The following is a 20,350-nucleotide window of genomic DNA, read 5'->3' on the forward strand; positions in this document are numbered from 1 at the left end:
GCTCCGCCTATCCGGAAATGACGCGGTCGGGCCACGGGTTGGCGCCGTCGTGTAGCCATCGCAGCGAGTCGCGCCAGAAACCGGCAGCGTGGCTGTCGTGGAACAGGCTGAAATGGCCGATGGTCTCACGGCCGTAGTCGGCGGGCCGCAGCATCACCGCGGTGCACTCGGCACCTCTATAATAATGCAGCGCCCGGCGGATTGCCGGCGCGGTGCCGAACTCGTCGTCGGCCACGGCGACCGCCAGAATCGGCGCGCGCACCGCCGCCATCCGTTCGAGTGCCCGTCGCCGCTCGCGACGCGGGTGGCTGCGCTCGAAGCGCGGACCGCGAAAGCTCCATTCATGCGCAACGCCTGCCGGCAGGTCTTCCAGCCACCCCAGCCGTCGACCTGGGAAATAGCCGAACGCCGCCGTCAGCACCGGCATCGCGAGGTGCCACTTCGCGAACAGTCCCAATCGGCGATGCGCCACATAATCCAGCCACCACGCATATTGAGCGCCCACCGTCAGCATGCGGTCGATGTCGGCCGCATTCTCGGCCAGGCCCGGGAGAAATCCTCCGATGCTGTGGCCAACCACGACCACCGGGCCGCCGCGCGCCTCGCCCTGGGCGAACCGTAGCGCTGCGGCAAAGTCGAGTTCGCCCCAGTCGCGCCAGCGATAGCCGCAGCCTCGCATCCGAGCAGGCCGCGACGCGCCGATGCCGCGATAGTCATAAGTCACCACGTCGTAGCCGTGCGCAGCGAGGAACCCGGCGTAGCGACGATAGTAGCGCGCCAGCACGCCGGTGGCGGCGTTGACGATCGCCATCCCGATCGGATCGGGTCGCGCCGTTCGAAAGACGTGGCCGCCGAGAACGACGCCGTCGCTGCAGCGGATCGCGGCCGGGCGGATGTCGACGGAGCTGTCAGGTTTGCTCTGGATCATGGCGCCGACAATAGAGCGCGTACCGCATTGTGTATATTCACTGGTGAGTATACATAAGGGCATGAGCAAAGCGCCCGCCTCCCCTACCCGCGACCGCATCGTCGAAGCAGCCGGCAAGCTGTTTCATCGCGACGGCATCCGCGCCGTCAGCGTCGATGCGGTGGCGGCGAAGGCCGGACTGACCAAACGGACGATCTACTATCACTTCCGCAGCAAGGACGATCTGATCGCCGCCTATCTGCAGACCCGCGATCAGCCCAACGTCGCGATCTTCCAGCGTTGGTTCGCGGAAGCCGATGGCGACATCGCCGACAAGGTCCGGGCGATCTTCGGCCATCTCGCGGAAAATGCCCGCAATCCGCGCTGGAAAGGCTGCGGCTTTCTGCGCACCTCGGTCGAACTGATCAATCTGCCTGGCCACCCGGCGATCCAGACCGGCCGCGCCCACAAGAAGCGCACCGAAGACTGGCTGTTCGACATCTTCGCGGCCGACCGCCCGCAGCCGCAAGCCCGCGTGCTCGCCAGGCAGATCGTGCTGCTGATCGACGGCGCCTTCTCGGTCGTGCTGTTGAATCGCGACGCCAGCTACATGGAAACGGCCGGCGATGCCGCGGCGAGGCTGATCCGCGGCTGAGACCACGCGGTCCGCTTGGCGGCGGGCCAATAAGCCTCAGAACGTCCCCGCCAGCGTCAGCCGAACCGCCAGCGGCTCGGCTGGATGCACGTGACGATCGCCGACGCCGCCGATCGGCTCGCCGGGCAAGCGCGACAGATAATAGTACTCTATCTGGTTGGTTCGCGCGTTGAACAGGTTCAGCGCGTCGAGTTGAAAGCGGACGCCGTTGTCGAAACGATAGCCGAGCCGCGCGTTGAAGATCAGCGACGCCAGCGAAGTCTCGCTGCCGTCCTCGATCAGCGGGCGCGGCCCGAAGTAACGGCCCTTCACCGCACCGAACCACCCGGTCTCGTGCCCCAGCGTCAGACCTGCGCTCGCCACCCAGGCCGGCGCGCCCGGGATCAAATCGCCGGCCGGGTCGAAATCGGTAAAGCGAGCTTGCGTATAGGCGACATCGAAGTCGAAACCGAGCCACGGCACCGGCCTGTACTGATTGATCCACTCGACGCCGACGCGGCGGCTCGGCCGGCTCGGCTCGGTCGTGCCCGCGTCGCCGACGAACAGCAGTTCGGAGTCGAAATCGAGCACGAACACCGCCAGCGACGTGGTGAGGCCAGGGATCGAGCGGTTGCGAACGCCGAGCTCGCCGCCCTTCGAGCGCACCAGCAACGGCACACGATCGAGCGGCGTGGTCTTGTCGGTCGGATCGACCGTAATGGTCGCGCCGCGGATGTCGTTACTGTGCAGTCCCGCGCCGGCATTCGCGAAGAACTCGGTCGACACCCAGGGCCCCAGCACGATTCCAATTTTCGGGCTGGTCATCGACGCCGAAGCATTGCCCGAATTGGCGGGCGTATCGCTGATGACACGGCCATTGAAGAAATCCTCACGCACGCCCGCAGTGCTGCGCAACCAGTCGGTCCAGCGCACCGTGGTATCGGTCCACAGTCCAAATGACTGCTCGGAGACGTCGTCGGCCCGCACCGTCGACAGCCAATCGCGCTGCAGCGTCTTGTTCAGCCCCAGGCTGATGCTGTCTGCGCGGCTCTGCAGGCCGACACGGGTCTCAACCGGCAGGCCGGCAAACCGATAGTCAAACCGCTGCGTGCCGTTCAGCCCGACCACCGTCCGGCGGTCATATTGGTTGAACTGATCACCATTGATCGGATCATCGAGGAAGTAGGTGAAGTTGTTGTAGAGCTGCAGCGACGAGCGGATCACATAGGCGTTCAGATCGGTCTGGCCGAAATCGCTCGAACGCGCAAACCGACCCGACAGGCTGTAGCGACTGGCGATGCCGCCGTCGGTCGGATCGAGCGAGCCGTAGCGGCCAATCAGTCCCTGGTCGATCGCGCGCTGCGCCACCTGATCGGTCGAGGTCCAGCGGTTTGCGTAGGCCATGCCGGTCAGCGCGAAACCATCGGTCAGCGTGCCCTGGCTGTAACGCAGCACGCCGTTGAGCTTGCGAACGTTGTCGGGCACGTCCCAGGGGCCGCTATAGCTGTTGCCCTCGAACGCAGCCAGCAAGGTGCCGTCGCCGACCGCCGTCGACCCGGCGCCGAGCAGCCGACGATAGCCGAAGCTGCCGAGCGTGACCTCGGCGAGGTTCTTCGGCATCGCGCGCAAATAATCGATGCCGACCGCGCCAGCCGAGCCGAAATCGCCGACATCGGCGAAGTATGGGCCCTTGCGCACCGTCATCGTGCTGATCAGCTCGGGAATCATGAAGTTGATGTCGGCGTAGCCCTGGCCGTGGCCGTGGGTCGGCATGTTGACCGGCATCCCGTCAACCGTGATCGCCAGATCAGTGCCGTGGTCGAGGTTGAAGCCGCGCAGGAAGTATTGGTTGGCCTTGCCCTCACCGGAGTGCTGGGTGACGACCAGACCAGGCACTGCCTCCAGAATCTCGCCGACCCGTGCCGCCGGCAGTGCATTCACCTCGGCGCCGCTGATCACAAGTGCGCTCGCCGCCTGGTTCTGCGGCGCGCTCAGTGGCAGCGGAGTTGACGATCCTGCATTTGGGGCAGCGACCATGCCGGCACTGGTGGGCGGTGGAGCTGCTGGCGCCGTGCGCGCCCGATGTGAGCCGGAATGCTGCGTTGGACGCCGCAGCCTCGACTGCGAGGGTTCGGACGGGGCATCCACCGCGATCTGAGGAAGCGTCCGAGCCGTCTGGGCAGGCGCGTCACTGATCCATGCGAAGCCGAACACCGCGCAAGCCGCCCCGCCTCGCGCCCACTGCCGGAGGTCACACCGCCGCATACCGCCACCTTCACGTCCTGCTCCATTGCAGGACGCGCGCTCCCCAATCTGCTATCGCGAGCGATCCCGGCAGATCTCCCGTGCCGCCAGCGTGGCATGGGTGGTATGACGATGTCAACGAAACTGCATACTCGAACGAGGCCTGCGATGCATCGCGTGACCATCACTTTGGATGACGACCTGATGGACAAGCTCGACGCGATCATCGCGGCGCGCGGCTATCAGAACCGCTCGGAGGCGATCCGCGATCTGGCACGGATCGGCATCCAGCAGACCGCGGCGCACGCAAGCAACGAGCCCTGCGTCGGCGCGATGGTCTACACCTACGATCACTCCAAGCGCGATCTGCCGCGCAAGCTGACGCAGAATTTTCATAGCCATCACGAGCTGTCGCGGGCGACGATGCACGTGCATCTCGACCACGACCAATGCCTCGAGGTGACGATCCTGGGCGGCAAAGCTGCAGAGCTGCAGCACTTCGCCGATCACATCTTTGCAGAACGCGGCGTACGCTACGGCCGGCTGGTGACGATTCCAACCAGCCCGGACGAAGCCGGCGACGATCATCACCACGAGTGATCGCAATGCGGCATCGCGCCGCCACCACTAGATGTTACCGTCTGCTGTTCTGGAGTTACCCTGATAATCAGCGTTGTTTCCGGGCGCGCGAGCATCTTAGCAAAGAAGTAAATGAAAGATGTTAAATCCCCCGCATTGCTCGGCGCGGGGATAATTTGATGACGGATATTCTGGAGGGATTCTACGCAGCTGAATTCGAGACAGCTCGCAAGAAAGCGCACGGGGTCGTGATGCTTTGCGATGGACAGATCCGTGGCGGCGATTCAAGCTTCGCCTATATCGGCTCTTACACCCGGGTCGGCCATGTCGTCTCCGGCAGTTTGCGCGGCATTCGCCATGCCCACTCCAACGACCCGGATCACGTCTCGATCTTCGGGGTCGATCCCGTCGAGGTCTGCTTCGACGGCGTCGCCAAGGACGGCTACGTCACCATCGAAGGCGCGGCGCGAGAGACGCCCAGCCTGTCGCTTCGCGCGGTCCTGACCCGGATCGCGGATTGAACTCCCGGCCACCGTAACGCCTCAACAAAGCGGACGACCCGATGAGCATTCCGGAAAAGCGCAAGTCTCCTCGCATCGCCTTTGATCGCGGCTTCGACGCATGGATCATGTCGATCGACGGCACTTGGCGTCTCAGTTGCAAGATGCGTGACGCTTCGGCCGAAGGCGCCCGACTGGTGCCATCGTCGATCGAGAAGCTCAAGGAGAAGGAATTCTTCCTGCTGTTGTCCTCGACCGGCCTGGCCTATCGCCGCTGCGAGCTCGCCTGGATCAACGGCGACGAAATCGGCGTCAAGTTTCTGAAAGTGAAACGCTGAGAACACGACTTCGCGCGGCTGCATAGAGGCGAGCAACTCGCAGCAATTCAGGTCGGCGGCTTCAACTCGGCCGACGACAGCCAACCCTCGATGTTCGCCGCACTCTCGAGCTGGCGTGCCTTTGATAGCAAGCGATCGCGGACATCGCTCGGCGCACTCTGCGCCTGATCACGAAGTCCGATAGCCTCGTCGATGAGGCGCTGATACAAGGATTGCCGTGGGGGGCGGGGTTGCATGTACTCCTCCCATATCGTTCGATAATGGCGGGAGCGCGACGTTGCGTTCTCATCACCGATGACTGCCTGAGACGGTGCGGTGATGTCGAGATTATGGGGTCGATCGTTGCGGATTACCAGTGCAACAGCGATCTGACGCAGCGGCAATCCGCACAATTGGCTGTGCGATGGAACACGGTCGCTAAACGCAGGATAAGATCAGCCGCGTCAGCAACTACACACAGCGGACAAGCAGCAATGCTGAGCCTTGCACAGAGGCATCAGCACGGCACGAATGTACTGCTTACAATGCTAGATGAAATCGGCCGCCAGCATCGTATCAAATGAGACGGCACCGGGGCGTGCGCCGCAACCTTACTTCTGGGCCCGCTGCGACAGTGCCAACAGGAGGGGCACTTGATGCTTGATGGAAGCTGCGACCGTCCGGTCCAGCCGGTCCAGCCAGCGTTTCGGAATCGCGGCGAGACCATGAGATGCCCCGGCAAGCATGGCCGCCAGGGCTCCGGTGGTATCGGCATCGCCCCCCTGGTTCACGGTTGCGATCACGCAATCGGCAAAGCTGTCCGTGGTGAAATAGAAATGGAGCACGGTCTGCATCGTGTCGACCACATAGGCAGACGACTGGCCGCGATACGGCTGAAACCTGAAGCTGCGCTCGCTCCGCACCAGTTCGTCTGCGATCGCGCGTGCGCCTGCGGCTCCATCGCCGCTGATCAGGGCCTGCAGCATTCTCACCAGCGCGATGGCGGCGCCGTCGGACAGCGGATGGTGGTGGGTGATATGCCCCTGCGCGATACTCCATGCCTCGGCCTCGACCGGGCGACCGATCGTCGCCAGCGCCAGCGGCAGAATGCGCATCGCTGCGCCGTTCCCCGCGTCGCCTTCGAAGTACGGACCTTCCACGCTGCCAGTCGTGATGTAACGCCGAATGCCGCGGCGGCAGGTGCTGCCGACATCGACGGGGCCGGTCTTGAGCCAGGCGGCGAATTCCTCGCATACGTCGCAAATGTCGAAGCCATCACGGCGGATCAGGGAACGGCCAAGCGCCAGCGCCATGTCGGTGTCGTCGGTCACCTGCCCCGGCTTCAGCCTGAGCCAGCCCCCACCGACGATGTCCTTGTGCACGCCGTAGCGCGCGGCGATCTCGGATCGCGTCATGAATTCGACGGTCGCCCCAAGCGCATCGCCGATCGCAAAGCCGAGATAGGCCGCGAGCGCCCGATCTTCGATGCCCGGCTCTCCCATAGGGCCCCTCAGAAATAACTCGCGGCAACGCGATAGGCGCCGCCGATCACCAGATACTCGCCCTCGCCCTTGAGCGGATTGGCGGCAAGCAGGCGGTTGAAGAATAGTATCTTCGGCACCGGCACGCGCACGGTCAGGATGGTGTCGCCGAAACAATCCGCGACGCTGCGGTCCGACGAGAACGACGTGAGATTGTTCAGCCGCATCACGACGTGACGCTTGTCGAGGCGCTGCACGATCTGGTGCTCGTCGAAATCGTTGACGCCGCGATACAGCGTCACATGCGTACTTCCGGCCGCGGCGAAATGCGCCAGCGCCCACTGGCAGAACTCGTACAGCAGATCGAGTTGCACGGTGATGGCATTGTTGTGGAAGCGGCTGGACATTTTCTCTTCGACGTAGGTCGTCCACGCCGGGCTGACGATCTGCTTGAGCGGCTGCTTGTGGAAGGTCGGGAAGATGCCGAAGCGGCTCTCCACCCAACCTTTCAGCACCGCGCCCTCCGCGCCGTTGCTGTCGAAACCCCAGCCCTTGATCAGGTCGAGGAACGACGAGCGAAAGCGCCGGCGACCGCCAGCTTCGCCGCTGCGGATGCGCTGCTCCGCATCGATGCCAAACAGCGCATTCATGTAGCAGCCAAATGCTTCGCCGGCTTCGGTGAGGTCGCACGCCTGGCCCAGCATCTCGAACAGGCTGGGGTTCATCTCCCGCACGCCGGCGACGTGGAGCGGCAGCGGCTGATCGTTGAACGCAACGTCGGTGAGATATCCCATCGGCACGCCGACGAGATTGGTTGAATGACCGATGCCCGCTGCTGCGTTCAAAGTGCCGGCCTGCCGCTCGCGCCCGTTGAGCCCCGATGATGCGCGTCACCACGGTGACGGCCGCCATCGTTAGCGGACCCGGCGTCGCCTGCCTATGCGCAACTCGGCTAGCCGGACGATATGACCGGCGGCTGCCTCAGCGGGCGCGCGCCAAGGTTTCCGACGGCAGTTCGCCGTGCTTCTGGCGATAGTCGTGGGCGAAGTGGCCAAGGTTGCTGAAGCCGCAGGCGAACGCCACCGACGTCACCGACCGCGATGGATCGCCCTGCAGCAGCATCTCGCGCGCCCGGTTGAGCCGCACCGACTTGGCGAACGCCATTGGCGAATAGCCGCGGTGCTTCTGGAAGGCCTTGAACAGGCTGCGGACACCGACGCTGGTGACCGCCGCCAGATCGTTGATGGTGATCGCCCTGTTCCAGGAATTAGCGATGTACTCCTCGGCCAGGCGAACATATTCCGGAGCCGTATCGGGGGCGTCGCGGTCGAGCTGATCGCTGAAATTGTGCCGCGCCACGCTGAGAAACGACACCATCAGCGCGTGCTCGAACTCCCGCAACATCAACGGCGGCAGCCGCGGGTGCGACGGGTCGACATGCTGAGCGAGAAACAACCCGAAGTCGCGCAGAGCCTGCGCGCCCGGTTGATCGATCCGAGCGCACGGTGCAAATACCAGCCTGCCGCGCGGCTTGACGCCCAGCATCGCTTCGAGCGTGGTCATCAGCGCATCGTTGGGAAAGCGGATGATCATCTGCTCGTACTCGCTGCCGAATTCCAGCCGCGACGGTTCTCCTGGCGACGACACGCAGTAATGGTCGCCATCGACGTCGACTGTCGATCCACCCGACGCGGTGCGGCCGCTGCCGCGTAGCGCGATCTGCAGCCGCGCAAAGTCGGCTTCAGGAAACTTCGCCTCTGCCGCTGTTTGATAGCGGCAGAAGCCAAATCCCGCCGAGCCGAGCTTCACGTAGCTGCCGAAACCCTCGAAGCCTTCCGCTGCTGCCGAGAACGCCTGCTCGCCGTAGAAATGGATCAGCGCGTGTCGCATCTCTTCGGGGTCCGTGGTGTGAACAACCGGAGCCCGATCGATTAGATAAGTGGTATCTCCCCCATGCTCGGGCGCGTCGATCATACCTCGAAACCTCCAAGGTTCGTCTGGATTGAAGACCCAGAGCGATTGCGCCGAACCTATTTGGGGGACGAAGTTCCGACAGACCAATATCGAACAAACTGAGCCGAGATGGCTGACAACGTGGACAGTTCAAGGCAAGATCGAGGCAAAACTGTCACAGTTTATGAACGGCTTCATTCATCTTCGCGGGGATGAACTCCAAAAACGCGCATTCTCACGCAATTACAATCCGTAGGTGTGTCCTGCGAGCACCGATCGCCTTTCCGTTGTGGCAGGCCGTCGAGGATTTGATCGACAAAGAGGCGGAGACTTGAGCCGCGCCGGATCTGCTACCATGCTGACCAAAGGGCGTAACGCTTCCCGGATCTGAACTGGCTGCGACTCGATCAGCCAATTGCGCTCGATTTCGGGATTCGTCGGCGAGGTCGATCATGCGGACCGCTGAAATCCGCTGCCCATGTCGCAACCGCCGCATACCAGGAAAAGGTCGTCACCGCACCGCGTAGCTTACGGGTACGCTGAAGTTCATCGACGCCTGCGTCAGCTCCGGCGGAAAGGGCGGAAGAGGCTGTGCCCGGTGGACCATCGCCAGCGCTTCGGCATCGAGATCCGCGGAGCCGGACGAACGACCGAGCCGGGCGTTGAGAACGTGTCCGGCGCGGCTGATCGTAAAGTTCAGCGTGACGCTCCCCTGCGCTCCGGCAGCACGGGCGCCCGGAGGAAAGCGCTTGAAGCGCTGCAGGTGAGCCGCAACCAGTTGCCGATAGGATGGCAACACGGCCGCGGCGCGAGAGCCGGCGATCGCCGCGGTCGGCATCGCGGCGATGCGGTCGGCACGCGGCGGTGCGCTCGTCCGCGGCGCTGGCGGCTGTGTAGACGGATGCAGTTTGGCGATGCGCTGCGGCTTCGGCTTCACGCGTTGCGGCTTGTCGGGCGCGCGCTTCTCGGCCTCGGCCCGTGGGGCCGGCTTCGACTCCGGCGGCAGCGGCACCGGCGCGATTTCTTGCACAGGCGTCGGCGCGATCTCCGGGGGCGCCGCGGCTTGCGTGGTCAGCTCCGGCTCGGCGCTCGGCGCCTCGGCCTCCTGCATGGTCGGGCCGGGCGCGAGATCGAGCGGCCTCGCCTGCGGCGCGGCAGTCGCCGGTGCAAGGTCGATCATCATCACCGGCAGCATCGTTTGACCCGGATTTTCCTCATGCGCATAGGTGGCAAGCGCGGCGGCCACGGCCGCTGCGTGAACGCTGAGGATGATCGCGGCCGACAACAACCAGCGCGACGCGCCGCTGCGCTCCGGGAAGGCATGCAGCGCGCAGGCATTCATCGCTCCCCTCCTCCGTCGAGCCCGACCAGCGCGACCTTGAGATAGCCGGCATCGCGCAGCAGGTTCATCGCCGCCATCAGCTCGCCATAGCTCACCGCCTTGTCGGCGCGCAGAAAGACCCGCTCGTCCTTGTTGCCGTGCGTCGCGGCAGCGAGCGCGGCGCCAAGCCCGTCGCGCGGCACGCCGTCCTCGCCGATCGCCAGCGACAGATCGGCCCGCAGCGAGACGAACACCGGCTTGTCCGGCCGCGGCTGCGGCGCGGCGGTCGAGGCCGGCAGGTCGACGCCGAGATCGACGGTGGCGAGCGGCGCCGCCACCATGAAGATGATCAGCAGAACCAGCATCACGTCGATGAACGGCGTGACGTTGATCTCGTGCGTCTCGGTGAGATCGTCGTCGGCGCGACGTGTGCCGAGCCTGGCGCCCATCGGACTATCCCACCGCCCGAGTCGACCGCGCCGCCGGGCGTGCGGCTTCGCGGCTGATCAGCAGCATCAGTTGCGCCGAGGCGTCGCCGAGCAGTGCCCGATAGGATGCGATCCGCCGCGACAGATGATTGTAGATCACCACCGCGGGAATCGCCGCGATCAGGCCGAGCGCAGTCGCGAGCAGCGCCTCGGCGATGCCCGGCGCCACTACGGCAAGATTGGTGGTGTTGGCTTTCGAAATTCCCACGAAGGCGTTCATGATGCCCCACACCGTGCCGAACAGTCCGACGAACGGCGCCACCGCGCCGATGCTCGCGACCAGCCCGGTGCCGATCGCGATGCGCCGCGCGGCGGCGGCCTCGACGCGCTCCAGCCGCAGCGCGACCCGGTCGGCGAAGCCGTGGTCCTGCAACCCGCCCGACAGACTCGCCTCCCGCGCGACCGAGCGGATCATCTGCGCCACCGCATCGGTCGCCTCGCCGCACTCTTCCTCGACCTGCGCCAGCGTCGTGCCGTTCTCCAGAACGCTCAGTCCACGCCGTGCCTGCGCGGCGACGCGGCGCAATTCGATCGACTTCGCCAGCCAAGCCGTCCAGGCGGCGAGCGACGCCAGCGCCAGCCCGATCATCACCGCTTTGACGACGACGTCGGCGCCGACGAACATCCCCCACGGCGACAGATCGCGCGGCAGCGTCACCATCTCGGCGGCCGCAGCCGCGCGTCCCGGCGCGAGCATGAGCCCACCAAGCAGCGCGGCGACGCCGCAGCGCCGCGCCATATGGGCAAAATCAGCCAACGCTCTCCCCGCCGAGCTGATCGGCCAGCGCGCGAAACCGCGCCAGCTGGTCGCCTCGTAGTTCGCGCGTGTCATCGCGCCCAACGAACACTTTGAACATGATGCCGCCGCTGTGGTTGAGGAACGCCACGAAGGCGCTGGCCTTGCCCATGAACGGGCGCTCGACGAACGCCACGCCGCCGCAATTGTCGTGGCGCAGATGCCCGTGCAGCCCCTTCGGCTGCATCAGGTTGAAGTACCCGCGGCCGACCTCGCCCGGCGGCACCGCGCCGGTGAACTCGAAGATCGCGTCGTCACTGTGCACGATCAGCGTCACCTCTCCCCAGCTCGCGATATCGTTCATCGCCGCGACGAAGCCGGCGCCGGATCCGAGCCGCGCCATACCGGCCGGCAGCGCCTCGATCACGGCGCGCGGCGTCACGCCCCACTGCCGCGCCACGTCCTCGATCACCGCTGCCGGGTTCTCGGCCATCTGCGCCTTCAGATCGGCGGCGGCGGATGTCACGACGGATATCGCCATTTTGCCCCCCTATCACGCCGCAGCCGAATTGCGTTCGGTGCGTAGCACTTCGAAACCCTCGAACCGGGGATGGCCAAGATACAGGCTCTGCCCGGTATCGTTGCCGGCCCGCGCATGAGAGCGTCGGAACTGTTCGGACCGCGTCCAGGCCTCGAAGGCGTCCTTGTCGGCCCAGGTTGTGTGGGTCGAATACAAGGTGTGATCCTCGGCCTGCGATCCCTTGAGCAGATGGAATTCAACGAACCCCGGCATCTCATTGAGATAGGACTCGCGCGACTGCCAGATTGCTTCAAATGCCGGCTCGGCGCCGAGCTTCACCTGAAACCGGTTCATCGCAATAAACATCTTGTCTCCCTGCCATGTGGATGGTTGGCCGCCCACCGCGAGCCCGCAGCGGGCGGCTAATCTCACGCGCCCCCGAAATGCACCTTGAGGCCGCCCTTGTAGACAATGCCCGGTCCGGGGCTGCTGAACAGCACATCGTTCTGGGTCGTGCCGTCGGTCGACGAGCCAGGTATTGCGTAGGGCCGGTAGTAGCTGTTGAGCAGATTGTCGACCGAGAAGCTCAGCGTCACGTCCGGCGTCGGCCGGTAGGCGACGTTGAGATTGACGAGGTCGTAGGACGTCGCCGGCAGATAGCCGGTCGGCAGATTGGTGTTGGCCGCGTAGGACGCCCATTGCGCCGCGATCGTCAGCTGCCGATCGAGCAGCCGCAGGCCGCCCGAGGTGACGACCTTGCGGGACGGCACCGAGCCAAGGCCGACGCCGGTGTCCGGATTGGTGCCGCGCAGCACCGAGGCCGACACGCCGACGAACCACAGCCCGGTGTCGTAGGAGGTTTCGACCTCGACGCCGTCGATCCGTGCGCGCGGGATGTTCTGGTACTGATAATACTTGCTGTAGAGACCGAAGCTCGGACCGAGGTTCGACACCTGCGGCGCCGACGCCACCAGATCGATATAGTTGTCGATGTCGTTCCGGAACGCGTTGACCTTGCCGCGGAAGCTGTCACCGGCGATGAACACGTCGTTGTATTTGAGGTTGAGGCCGACTTCCTTGTTCTTGCCGACCTCCGGCCGCAGCGAGGCATTCGGCAGCAGGCAGAACAGGCCGCCGCGGCCGTCCGCGCAGGTGAACAGCGCCGGCCCGCCGCCGGTGGCATGTGCGCCCGCAATCAGCGTCTCGGTGATCGACGGCGCACGATAACCTTCGGCATAGCTGACATAGGGTGTGAGCCCGGCCAGCGGCGTGATGCCAACGGTGATCTTCGGCGATAGCCGGCTGCCGCTCGCCGTGGTGGTCTGCGAACTCAGTTCATAGTGATCGAACCGCGCCGCGCCGATCACTTCCAGCCAGCTTGCATAGTTGTTCTTGAGCTGGACGAAGCCGCCCGACACGGTGCGCTCGCCACTCGGCGTGGTCACGTTGGAGTTTCCGCGCGAATCGGTGGTCGTGACCTTGTCGTTGAAGGCGTCGACGCCGTAGGTCACGGCGCTGCGCCAGTCACCGGCCTCGAACCGCGTGGTGTTGTTGGCGTCGATGCCGATCGTATCGAGCCGATACCCGCGCTGATCGCCGACGCAGCCGGAGATGTTGTTGCCGAAATTGCCGGCGCCGCAATAGGCCGAGCCGCTGGTCGAGTTGTGATAGGTCTTGGTCTGATCGTTGTCGGTGCGGTTGCCGTACAGGCTGATGTTCCAGTCGAACAACATGTCGTCCGGCCGCGAATATTTCCAGCTCAGCGTGCCGGTCGAATTCCGCACATTGGAATCGTACACCGACGAGCCCTGATACAGCGCGCGCTGCGCCGCCGTCAGCACCGGACCGCGATTGAACTGGCCGATATTGTAGTTGTAGTCCTGGAACAGGCCGCCGATCTTGATCTCGTGGCCCTCGGCCGGCCGTACCGTGACCTTGAGCAGGCCGCCGGCGATGTCGTTGCCGGTATTGCCGATCTCGGTGCCGGCGCCGTCCTTGTAGTTGCCCTGAGTGCGATACAGCGCGCCGCCGAACACATCGACGGTCGGATCGACCCGGACGCCGCCGAAGATCGAACCGAGCCCGCGCGCATTGTTGCTGCCGTAGGAGCCGGTCATGTCCACGCCCCAGCGCTCGCCGGCGCGCAGCACGTCCTCGATATCCTTGGTGCGGAACGACACTACGCCGCCGATCGCGCCCGATCCGTAAATGTTGGCGCTCGGCCCGCGCACCACGTCGACGCCGCCGATCAGTTCCGGATCGAGGAAAAACGAGCCCTGCGCGTTGTGGCCGGAGCGCTGATAGTTCTGCCGCGCGCCGTCCACCACCACGCCGACGCGGCCGAAATCCTGCAAGCCGCGAATGTTGATGGCGGTCGACGGATCGTCACCGCGATCCTGGAACGATACGCCCGGCGTCGCCACGAAGATGTCCTGCAGCCGGTTCGGCTGCAATTGCTGGATCTGGCCGGCCGTGATGGCGCTGGCCGGCGCCAGCGCATCGATCGCGCGCTCCTCGGTCTTGGTCGCCACCACGGTGATGGCATCGAGCGATTGGGTGGAGACGCCGGCCTGCGCATAAGCGTCGCGCGGATTGGAAGCCGCAGCCTGCGGCTTGGGGGCCTGCGCGCGTGCGACCGGATTCTGTTTCTTGGGGGCGGCCGGCGCCGCGGTCTGCGCCGCGACAGGCGTCGCCAGCGCGACCACCGATACTGATAACAACAGCGCATAGACGCGCGAACCCAGCCCCACCATGACAGCCCCGATCGAGTGATGTTGATTGCGGCTGGCGGGCTCGCCCGAAGGCGGCTGGCTGGCAGAACGTCGGCGAACGCCAACGGATTGCATTTTCGTAACCAAGCACGCCCACAGGGTCAACGCCGCAGGGTTGCGGATTAAAGTGATTATAAAGTAGCGCAGCGGCCGCGTACTACGCACGGGCTGGGGCAGGATCAGTAGATGCGGCTCACCGACCATAGCATCAGGCGAGACGGCTCGATCAACTGCCGCACAGCCCTCACCCCGTCATGGCCGGGCTTGTCCCGGCCATCCACGCCTTTGACGCGGTTATTTTGGAAAGACGTGGATGCCCGGGACGAGCCCGGGCATGACGTGGGGAGAGTCTGTGCGAATGTTGTGGGTCTACTAATCCGTATCAGACGGCGGCGACAAACTCTTGGATGTCCGCCGGCTCGGCCGGCAGCGTCGCGCGATCGACGGCGGAGAGGATCAGCCGCGTGGTCGACGGCGCTGCGAGGACGCGGAGCACCAGCTCGGCGAGGTCGGCACGGGTGATGCGGCCGTGCACGCGGGGATCAGCGTACAGCGCACCGCTGCCGGTCGGCTCACCCTCGGTGAGGCCGCCGGGGCGGATGATGGTCCAGTCGAGATCGAGCGCGCGCAGATGATCCTCGGCGCGGGTCTTGGCGTCCAGCGCCGGGGCGATCGCCGCGACGATCCGCTCCGAGGCGAACGGCCGGCTGTCGCCGCAGCCGAGCGAGGAGATCTGCACAATGCGGCGCACGCCACAACTCGCCGCTGCATCCGAGATCGCGTCATTGCCGGCTTCATCCACCCGCCAGCCGTCCGGTCCCGCGCCCCCGACCGTCGATACGATCACCTCCGGCGCCACGCGCCTCACCGCGTCGGCGACCGCAGCCGCATCGCCGAGATCGACCACTGACGCCTCGGCGGCCCCGACGAGGTCGAGCAGCCGCTCAGGATTGCGGCCGGCGGCGTGCACGCTCCAGCCGCGGGCGGCGGCTTGCGCCACGATGTGCCGGCCGGTGCGGCCGGTCGCGCCAAATACCAGGATCTTCATGCGCCGCTCCGGTGCGTCGTCATTCACGCGGTGAGACTAAGCGATCCCGCAGCCATGCGCATCGCCGAGCGCGGCTGACTGCAGCCCCGCCAGCAGGCCGCTGGTCAGATTGCCGATCCAGAACGAGCCCGCGCAGCTCGGCCGGAAGCCGTCGCCGCTGAGAGCGCCGAGCCCCGCCGCCGCCCAGTTCGCCAGCAGCGGCGCCACCGCGACGCGGAAGCCGGGGCGAACGCTCTCGACCGCCGCGAGATCGAGCTGACCGGCTTCCAGCCCTGCCGCAATCATGGCGTATGCGGCGTGATCGGCCGGCACCAGGGCAACGCCTTCGACCGGCTGCTGCCCCTGCTCGATCATGTCGCGGCGCTGCGCCAGATCGATCACATTGCGCCAGCGCACGCCGTGCGCCTGTCCGCCGGCACCTGCGCCGAACGGCAGGCAGGTGACGCCGCGCTTGATCGACGCATTGTAGCGATTGAATTCGCGCGCCGACCGCACGAGATGCGACTGCGACACCTGCAGCCAGCCGAGCGCCGTCAGCCGCTCCACCGCATCCGCGTAGATCCGCGCCTGCCCGCCCGCCGTCGGCGGCGCCGGCAGTTTGCCCTTCTCGACCGCCATCGCCATTGGTCCGCCTGGAAACATGTTCAGCGCGTAGAGCGTGACGCCGTCGAGGCCGATCTCGTCGACGGTCTCGATATCGCGACTCCAGTCACTGCGCGTCTGGCCGGGCAGCCCGTAGATCAGGTCGCAGACCACCGCGGTGCGGCCGAGCGCCACCAGTTCGGCGAGAAACAGCGCCACCTCGGGTCCGGCGAGCTTGCGGCCCAGCCGCCGCCGCACCTCGGTGGCAAACGTCTGCACACCGATCGACAGCCGCGTCACCCCGGCATCCGCGACCTTGGCGGCCTTCGCGAGGTCGAAGCCGAACGAGCGGCCCTCCAGCGTGATCTCGCAGTCGCCGGTCAGCGGCAGATAGCAATGCAGCCCTTCGATCAGCCGCGCCAGATCGTCGGCTGCTAGCGCCGTCGGCGTGCCGCCGCCGATATATACCGCGTCGATCGGCGCCGACGCCACCAGAGGCGTTTGTGCCTTGGCGGCGAGTTCGGCCAGCAGATCGTCCACATAGGCCGGCCCGGCCTCGGGCCGCCAGACATTCTGGAAGAAGCCGCAGAACAAACAGTGGGTCTGACAAAACGGCACATGCAGATACGCCACCGCGGTCTCGTCGCGCGGCGTCGCGAACACGCGCTGCATCACCGCGTCGACCTTGTCGGCGTCGACCGGCCGGCTGCCGCGCCATGGCGGCGAGAACGAGCGCCGCTCGAACGCCTCGGTCAGCGGATCGCAACCGACGCGTACGAAGTAATCGCTGACGCGCGCGGCTTCGCTCTGCGCAGGATGCCGCCCGCGCCCGACCTGCGACGATCGGCCGCCCACCTGAGCTTTCAACATCCGCGTCATTATCCCCCGCCTGCGTCGAGACGTGCGGCAGCGATGCGCCGGCGCGCACTGCGCCGCGCAGGTGCTGGCCGGCACGACCATCCTGATTCCGATCACAACTTCAATGTGGAGCTGGCGGGCGCTGCACGTCGCAGGGAGCTGGCTGGCCGAACTACTAGGTGACTTCCTGATAGATCACCTAGGGGGCGAACTTGAAGCCGCACCCGACAGCCGTCAAGCGACGCGCGGCAGGTTTAAAGTGATTATAAGACACAATCCCGCGGGATGATCCTATAACGGCTGCTGATAGTTCAACTGATCGGCGGCGGACTCATGATCGAACGCGCAACGCATGGCGGCACGGCGCCAGCCGGCCCGCATGACCCATCGGCTAGCCGCGCCATTATGATGATCGACAATCAGGTCGAGAGCCGCGACCTGTTTTCGCACGGCCGCGAAATCGTGATCGCGCATGGCGCCGACAAGTACCGGCTGCGCCTGACGTCGCAGAACAAGCTGATTCTGACCAAATGAACCGCCCGGCCCTCCTCGGCGCGGCGCTGATCGCCGCCACACTCGTGCTGCCGATCCTCGCTCACGGCGGCGGACCGGTGGTACGCGACGCGCACGGCCGCGACGTGATCATCAGCGACACCTCCCGCATCGTCGCGGTCGGCGGCGCCATCACCGAAGTGTTGGTTGCTCTCGGCCTCGGCCAACGCATCGTCGGCGTGGATTCGACCAGCACGTTTCCGCCCGAGGCTGTGAAGGGCAAACCCAACGTCGGTTATTTGCGCCAGCTCTCCGCCGAGGGCGTCATCGGGCTGAACCCGACGCTGATCCTGGCGATGGACAGCGCCGGCCCGAAGCAGACCATGCAGGCGCTCGAAGCCGCGAAGATTCCGCTGGTGTCGATCCCCGAGGCCTTCACCGAACAGGGCCTGCTCGACAAGATCAGGCTGATCGGTCACGCCATGCAGGCTGACGCCGGGGCGACCTGCCTCGCCCATGCGGTGGCGCAGGATTTCGATCAGCTGCGGCTCCTGCGCGCCAAGGTCACCAAGCCGGCGCGGGTGATGTTCGTGATGTCGCTGGTCAACGGCCAGGCAATGGCAGCCGGCCGCAACACCGCCGCCAACGAGATCATCGAACTGTCCGGAGGCGTCAACGCGATCGACGGCTATGACGGCTACAAGACCATCAACGACGAGGCGATCGTCGCCGCCAGGCCCGACGCGGTGATCACCATCAGGCGCAGCCGCGACTCGTTCGAGGCCGATGCTTTCTATGCGCATCCGGCGTTCCTGCTGACGCCGGCCGGCGCCAACCGCGCCTTCCTGGCGATGGACGGGCTGTATCTGCTCGGCTTCGGCCCGCGCACGCCCGCCGCGGCGCGCGACGTCGCCGCCGCGCTGTATCCGCAGCTCGCGCCGCAGGCCGGCGGCTTCAGCCCGAAGGCGGCGAGCGCCGACTGCCGCTCATGAGCGTGATGGAGATCGGCCGCAGGCGCGCCGCGCGGTCATTACGGCCGCGCGCCGGCGCGGCGCTCACGGTGCTGTTGGGCCTGTTGCTGATCGCCGCCGCGACGGCGCTGACCGTCGGCGCCGCCGGCATTCCGCTGTCGCGGCTGCCTGCGGCCCTGTTGCTGCAGGATGCGCAGGGCAATGCCCCGGCGCTGCGCGACCAGATGGTGCTGTGGTCGATCCGGCTGCCGCGCATCGTCACCGCGGCGATCATCGGCGCGCTGCTCGCCGCGTCCGGCACGCTGATGCAGGGGCTGTTTCGCAATCCGCTCGCCGATCCGGCGCTGGTCGGGGTCGCCAGCGGCGGCGCGCTCGCCGCTGCGCTGTCGATCGTGCTGCTCGATCAGTTGCTCGGCAGCCATCTGCGTTTCCTGCAGGATCATCTGCTGCCGGTCGCCGCGTTCGGCGGATCGCTTGCCACCACGATCCTGCTGTATCGCATCGCCAGCCGCGCCGGCCGCACCTCGATTGCACTGTTCCTGCTCGCCGGCATCGCAATCGCGGCGATCGCCAATGCGGGCATCGGCGTGCTGGTGTTTCTGGCCGACGACCGCCAGCTGCGCGACATCACCTTCTGGATGATGGGCTCGCTGAGCGGCGCGAGCTGGGCCAAGGCATCGTCCTGCGCGCTGGTGCTGGCGGTCGCGCTTCTGGTGTTCGTCAAGGTCGCGCGGCATCTCGACCTGCTGGTGCTCGGCGAGTCCGAGGCGTATCACACCGGCGTCGATGTCGAGCGGCTGAAGCTGCTGTCGATCGTGCTGGTGTCGTCGATGACCGGCGTCGGGGTGTCGATCTGCGGGGTGATCGGCTTCGTCGGCATCGTCGTGCCGCATCTGCTGCGGCTGGTGATCGGCCCGTCGCACCGGCTGCTGCTGCCGGCGTCGGCCTGTCTCGGTGCCGCCATGCTGGTCGCGGCCGACACCGTGGCGCGCACCATCGTGGCGCCGGCCGAAATGCCGATCGGCATTCTCACCGCCGCGATCGGCGCGCCGTTCTTCCTCGGCCTGCTGCTGCGGCAGCGCAAGCTGGTCGGCCTGTGAGCGCGCCGCTGCAAGCGATCGCGGCGAGCTTTGCGACCGGCGGCGCCACGCTGGTCGATCGCATCGACCTCGACATCGCGCAGGGCGAACTGATCGCCATCGTCGGCCCCAACGGCGCCGGCAAATCGACCCTGCTGCGGATGCTGTCCGGTGACTTACGCCCCACCGCCGGGTCGATCCGGCTCGGCGGCCGCGAACTCGCGTGCTATTCGCCGCGCGAACTCGCCAAGCGCCGCGCCGTGCTGGCCCAGCACATCACCATCAGCTTCCCGTTCACCGTGGACGAAATCGTCCGGATGGGTGCCGGCGAGCTGGCTGGCCATCCGGCGCAGACGGCGATCGACGCCGCGCTGCAGGAGGTCGGCCTCACAGACTTCCGCTTTCGCGACATCACCACACTGTCCGGCGGCGAACAGCAGCGCGCACATTTCGCCCGCGTGCTGGTGCAGCTCTGGACCAGCGAGGCCGCGCGCGGTCCCGGCACCCTGCTGCTCGACGAGCCGACCTCGAGCCTCGACATCCGCCACCAGCTCGATCTGGCGCAGACCGCGCGGCGCTGCGCCCGCAACGGCAGCACCGTGATCGCAGTGCTGCACGACATGAATCTGGCCGCGAGATTCGCCGACCGCTTGCTTGTCATGCACAAAGGCGCGTTGGCCGCGGATGGCCCGCCATGCTCGGTGATCTGCGCCGACCTACTCGCCAGCATCTTCGACGTCGAACTGCCGGTGAGAACCGGACCGGATGGGTCTCCATTCGTTCTGCCGCAGTTTCCATCGCAGCCGGAAGGCAGCGGCAGGTCGGAGCGCAAGGCCTGCCGCTGACGCTGCACCCCACGATCTCGTGCG

General features: G+C 66.1%; 22 protein-coding genes. 8 read left to right on the plus strand and 14 right to left on the minus strand.

Annotated elements, in window-relative coordinates; translation table 11 throughout:
• Positions 1-7: 7 nt before the first annotated feature.
• Positions 8-928, minus strand: coding sequence for an alpha/beta hydrolase family protein (locus D4Q52_RS06550; RefSeq protein ID WP_119855744.1), 921 nt, complete (start codon positions 926-928; stop codon positions 8-10).
• 61 nt (positions 929-989) lie between these two features.
• On the opposite strand from D4Q52_RS06550, the gene D4Q52_RS06555 reads away from it, so the two are divergent.
• Positions 990-1,562: a TetR/AcrR family transcriptional regulator gene (locus D4Q52_RS06555; protein ID WP_119855745.1), complete on the plus strand. Its 573-nt coding sequence runs from the start codon at positions 990-992 to the stop codon at positions 1,560-1,562.
• 36 nt (positions 1,563-1,598) lie between these two features.
• Here the strand turns inward: D4Q52_RS06555 and D4Q52_RS06560 are convergent, their stop codons facing one another.
• Entirely contained in the window at positions 1,599-3,578 is a 1,980-nt protein-coding gene (locus D4Q52_RS06560) for a TonB-dependent receptor (RefSeq protein ID WP_234831101.1), read from the minus strand.
• Positions 3,579-3,953: 375 nt separating this feature from the next.
• Between D4Q52_RS06560 and nikR the strand changes: the two genes are divergently transcribed.
• From nikR to D4Q52_RS06575, 3 genes are all read left to right on the plus strand, one after another.
• The gene (gene nikR / locus D4Q52_RS06565; protein WP_119855747.1) at positions 3,954-4,385 is read left to right on the plus strand and encodes a nickel-responsive transcriptional regulator NikR; all 432 of its coding nucleotides are present in this window, start codon (positions 3,954-3,956) and stop codon (positions 4,383-4,385) included.
• A gap of 158 nt (positions 4,386-4,543) precedes the next feature.
• On the plus strand, positions 4,544-4,885 hold the full coding sequence (locus D4Q52_RS06570) for a hypothetical protein (protein ID WP_119855748.1): 342 nt from the start codon (positions 4,544-4,546) through the stop codon (positions 4,883-4,885).
• A 41-nt stretch (positions 4,886-4,926) separates the two neighbouring features.
• The gene (locus tag D4Q52_RS06575; RefSeq protein WP_119855749.1) at positions 4,927-5,202 is read left to right on the plus strand and encodes a PilZ domain-containing protein; all 276 of its coding nucleotides are present in this window, start codon (positions 4,927-4,929) and stop codon (positions 5,200-5,202) included.
• A 47-nt stretch (positions 5,203-5,249) separates the two neighbouring features.
• On the opposite strand, the gene D4Q52_RS26180 is transcribed toward D4Q52_RS06575, so the two are convergent.
• The 12 genes from D4Q52_RS26180 to hutW all read right to left on the minus strand — a co-directional run bounded on the left by D4Q52_RS26180 (position 5,250) and on the right by hutW (position 16,960).
• Positions 5,250-5,585, minus strand: a complete 336-nt coding sequence (locus D4Q52_RS26180; protein ID WP_147407763.1) for a hypothetical protein — start codon at positions 5,583-5,585, stop codon at positions 5,250-5,252.
• A gap of 207 nt (positions 5,586-5,792) precedes the next feature.
• Positions 5,793-6,683: an ADP-ribosyl-[dinitrogen reductase] hydrolase gene (gene draG / locus D4Q52_RS06580; RefSeq protein ID WP_119855750.1), complete on the minus strand. Its 891-nt coding sequence runs from the start codon at positions 6,681-6,683 to the stop codon at positions 5,793-5,795.
• Between the two features lie 8 nt (positions 6,684-6,691).
• Positions 6,692-7,456, minus strand: coding sequence for an NAD(+)--dinitrogen-reductase ADP-D-ribosyltransferase (locus tag D4Q52_RS06585; RefSeq protein ID WP_234831111.1), 765 nt, complete (start codon positions 7,454-7,456; stop codon positions 6,692-6,694).
• A 187-nt stretch (positions 7,457-7,643) separates the two neighbouring features.
• On the minus strand, positions 7,644-8,552 hold the full coding sequence (locus D4Q52_RS06590) for an AraC family transcriptional regulator (protein ID WP_234831102.1): 909 nt from the start codon (positions 8,550-8,552) through the stop codon (positions 7,644-7,646).
• A gap of 574 nt (positions 8,553-9,126) precedes the next feature.
• Positions 9,127-9,957: an energy transducer TonB family protein gene (locus D4Q52_RS06595; protein ID WP_119855753.1), complete on the minus strand. Its 831-nt coding sequence runs from the start codon at positions 9,955-9,957 to the stop codon at positions 9,127-9,129.
• Positions 9,954-10,385: a TonB system transport protein ExbD gene (gene exbD, locus D4Q52_RS06600; protein WP_119855754.1), complete on the minus strand. Its 432-nt coding sequence runs from the start codon at positions 10,383-10,385 to the stop codon at positions 9,954-9,956. The genes D4Q52_RS06595 and exbD overlap by 4 nt, the downstream gene beginning before the upstream one ends.
• A 4-nt stretch (positions 10,386-10,389) precedes the next feature.
• Positions 10,390-11,163 carry a tonB-system energizer ExbB gene (exbB, locus tag D4Q52_RS06605; RefSeq protein ID WP_425328458.1) on the minus strand — a complete coding sequence of 258 codons (774 nt, stop codon included), beginning with the start codon at positions 11,161-11,163 and terminating at the stop codon, positions 10,390-10,392.
• A gap of 10 nt (positions 11,164-11,173) precedes the next feature.
• Entirely contained in the window at positions 11,174-11,701 is a 528-nt protein-coding gene (gene hutX, locus D4Q52_RS06610) for a heme utilization cystosolic carrier protein HutX (RefSeq protein WP_119855756.1), read from the minus strand.
• Positions 11,702-11,713: 12 nt separating this feature from the next.
• Positions 11,714-12,046, minus strand: a complete 333-nt coding sequence (locus tag D4Q52_RS06615; protein WP_119855757.1) for an antibiotic biosynthesis monooxygenase family protein — start codon at positions 12,044-12,046, stop codon at positions 11,714-11,716.
• A gap of 62 nt (positions 12,047-12,108) precedes the next feature.
• Positions 12,109-14,433, minus strand: coding sequence for a TonB-dependent hemoglobin/transferrin/lactoferrin family receptor (locus D4Q52_RS06620; protein WP_119855758.1), 2,325 nt, complete (start codon positions 14,431-14,433; stop codon positions 12,109-12,111).
• Between the two features lie 400 nt (positions 14,434-14,833).
• On the minus strand, positions 14,834-15,499 hold the full coding sequence (locus D4Q52_RS06625) for an SDR family oxidoreductase (protein ID WP_119855866.1): 666 nt from the start codon (positions 15,497-15,499) through the stop codon (positions 14,834-14,836).
• A gap of 36 nt (positions 15,500-15,535) precedes the next feature.
• Positions 15,536-16,960 (minus strand): heme anaerobic degradation radical SAM methyltransferase ChuW/HutW, encoded by a 1,425-nt coding sequence (hutW, locus tag D4Q52_RS06630; RefSeq protein ID WP_119855759.1) that lies wholly within the window; start codon positions 16,958-16,960, stop codon positions 15,536-15,538.
• A gap of 312 nt (positions 16,961-17,272) precedes the next feature.
• Between hutW and hemP the strand changes: the two genes are divergently transcribed.
• Genes hemP through D4Q52_RS06650 form a run of 4 tightly spaced genes read left to right on the plus strand, consistent with a single transcriptional unit; the run spans position 17,273 to position 20,326 of the window.
• Positions 17,273-17,473: a hemin uptake protein HemP gene (gene hemP / locus D4Q52_RS26730; protein WP_119855760.1), complete on the plus strand. Its 201-nt coding sequence runs from the start codon at positions 17,273-17,275 to the stop codon at positions 17,471-17,473.
• Positions 17,470-18,423 (plus strand): heme/hemin ABC transporter substrate-binding protein, encoded by a 954-nt coding sequence (locus D4Q52_RS06640; protein WP_119855761.1) that lies wholly within the window; start codon positions 17,470-17,472, stop codon positions 18,421-18,423. Before hemP ends, D4Q52_RS06640 begins: the two co-directional genes overlap by 4 nt.
• Positions 18,420-19,502: a FecCD family ABC transporter permease gene (locus D4Q52_RS06645; RefSeq protein ID WP_119855762.1), complete on the plus strand. Its 1,083-nt coding sequence runs from the start codon at positions 18,420-18,422 to the stop codon at positions 19,500-19,502. Before D4Q52_RS06640 ends, D4Q52_RS06645 begins: the two co-directional genes overlap by 4 nt.
• A complete protein-coding gene (locus D4Q52_RS06650; protein WP_119855763.1) occupies positions 19,499-20,326 on the plus strand; it encodes a heme ABC transporter ATP-binding protein in 828 nt (275 codons plus the stop codon). Before D4Q52_RS06645 ends, D4Q52_RS06650 begins: the two co-directional genes overlap by 4 nt.
• Positions 20,327-20,350 lie beyond the last annotated feature (24 nt).

The sequence above is a fragment of the Rhodopseudomonas palustris genome (assembly GCF_003591005.1).
GTDB classification, from domain to species: domain Bacteria; phylum Pseudomonadota; class Alphaproteobacteria; order Rhizobiales; family Xanthobacteraceae; genus Rhodopseudomonas; species Rhodopseudomonas palustris_K.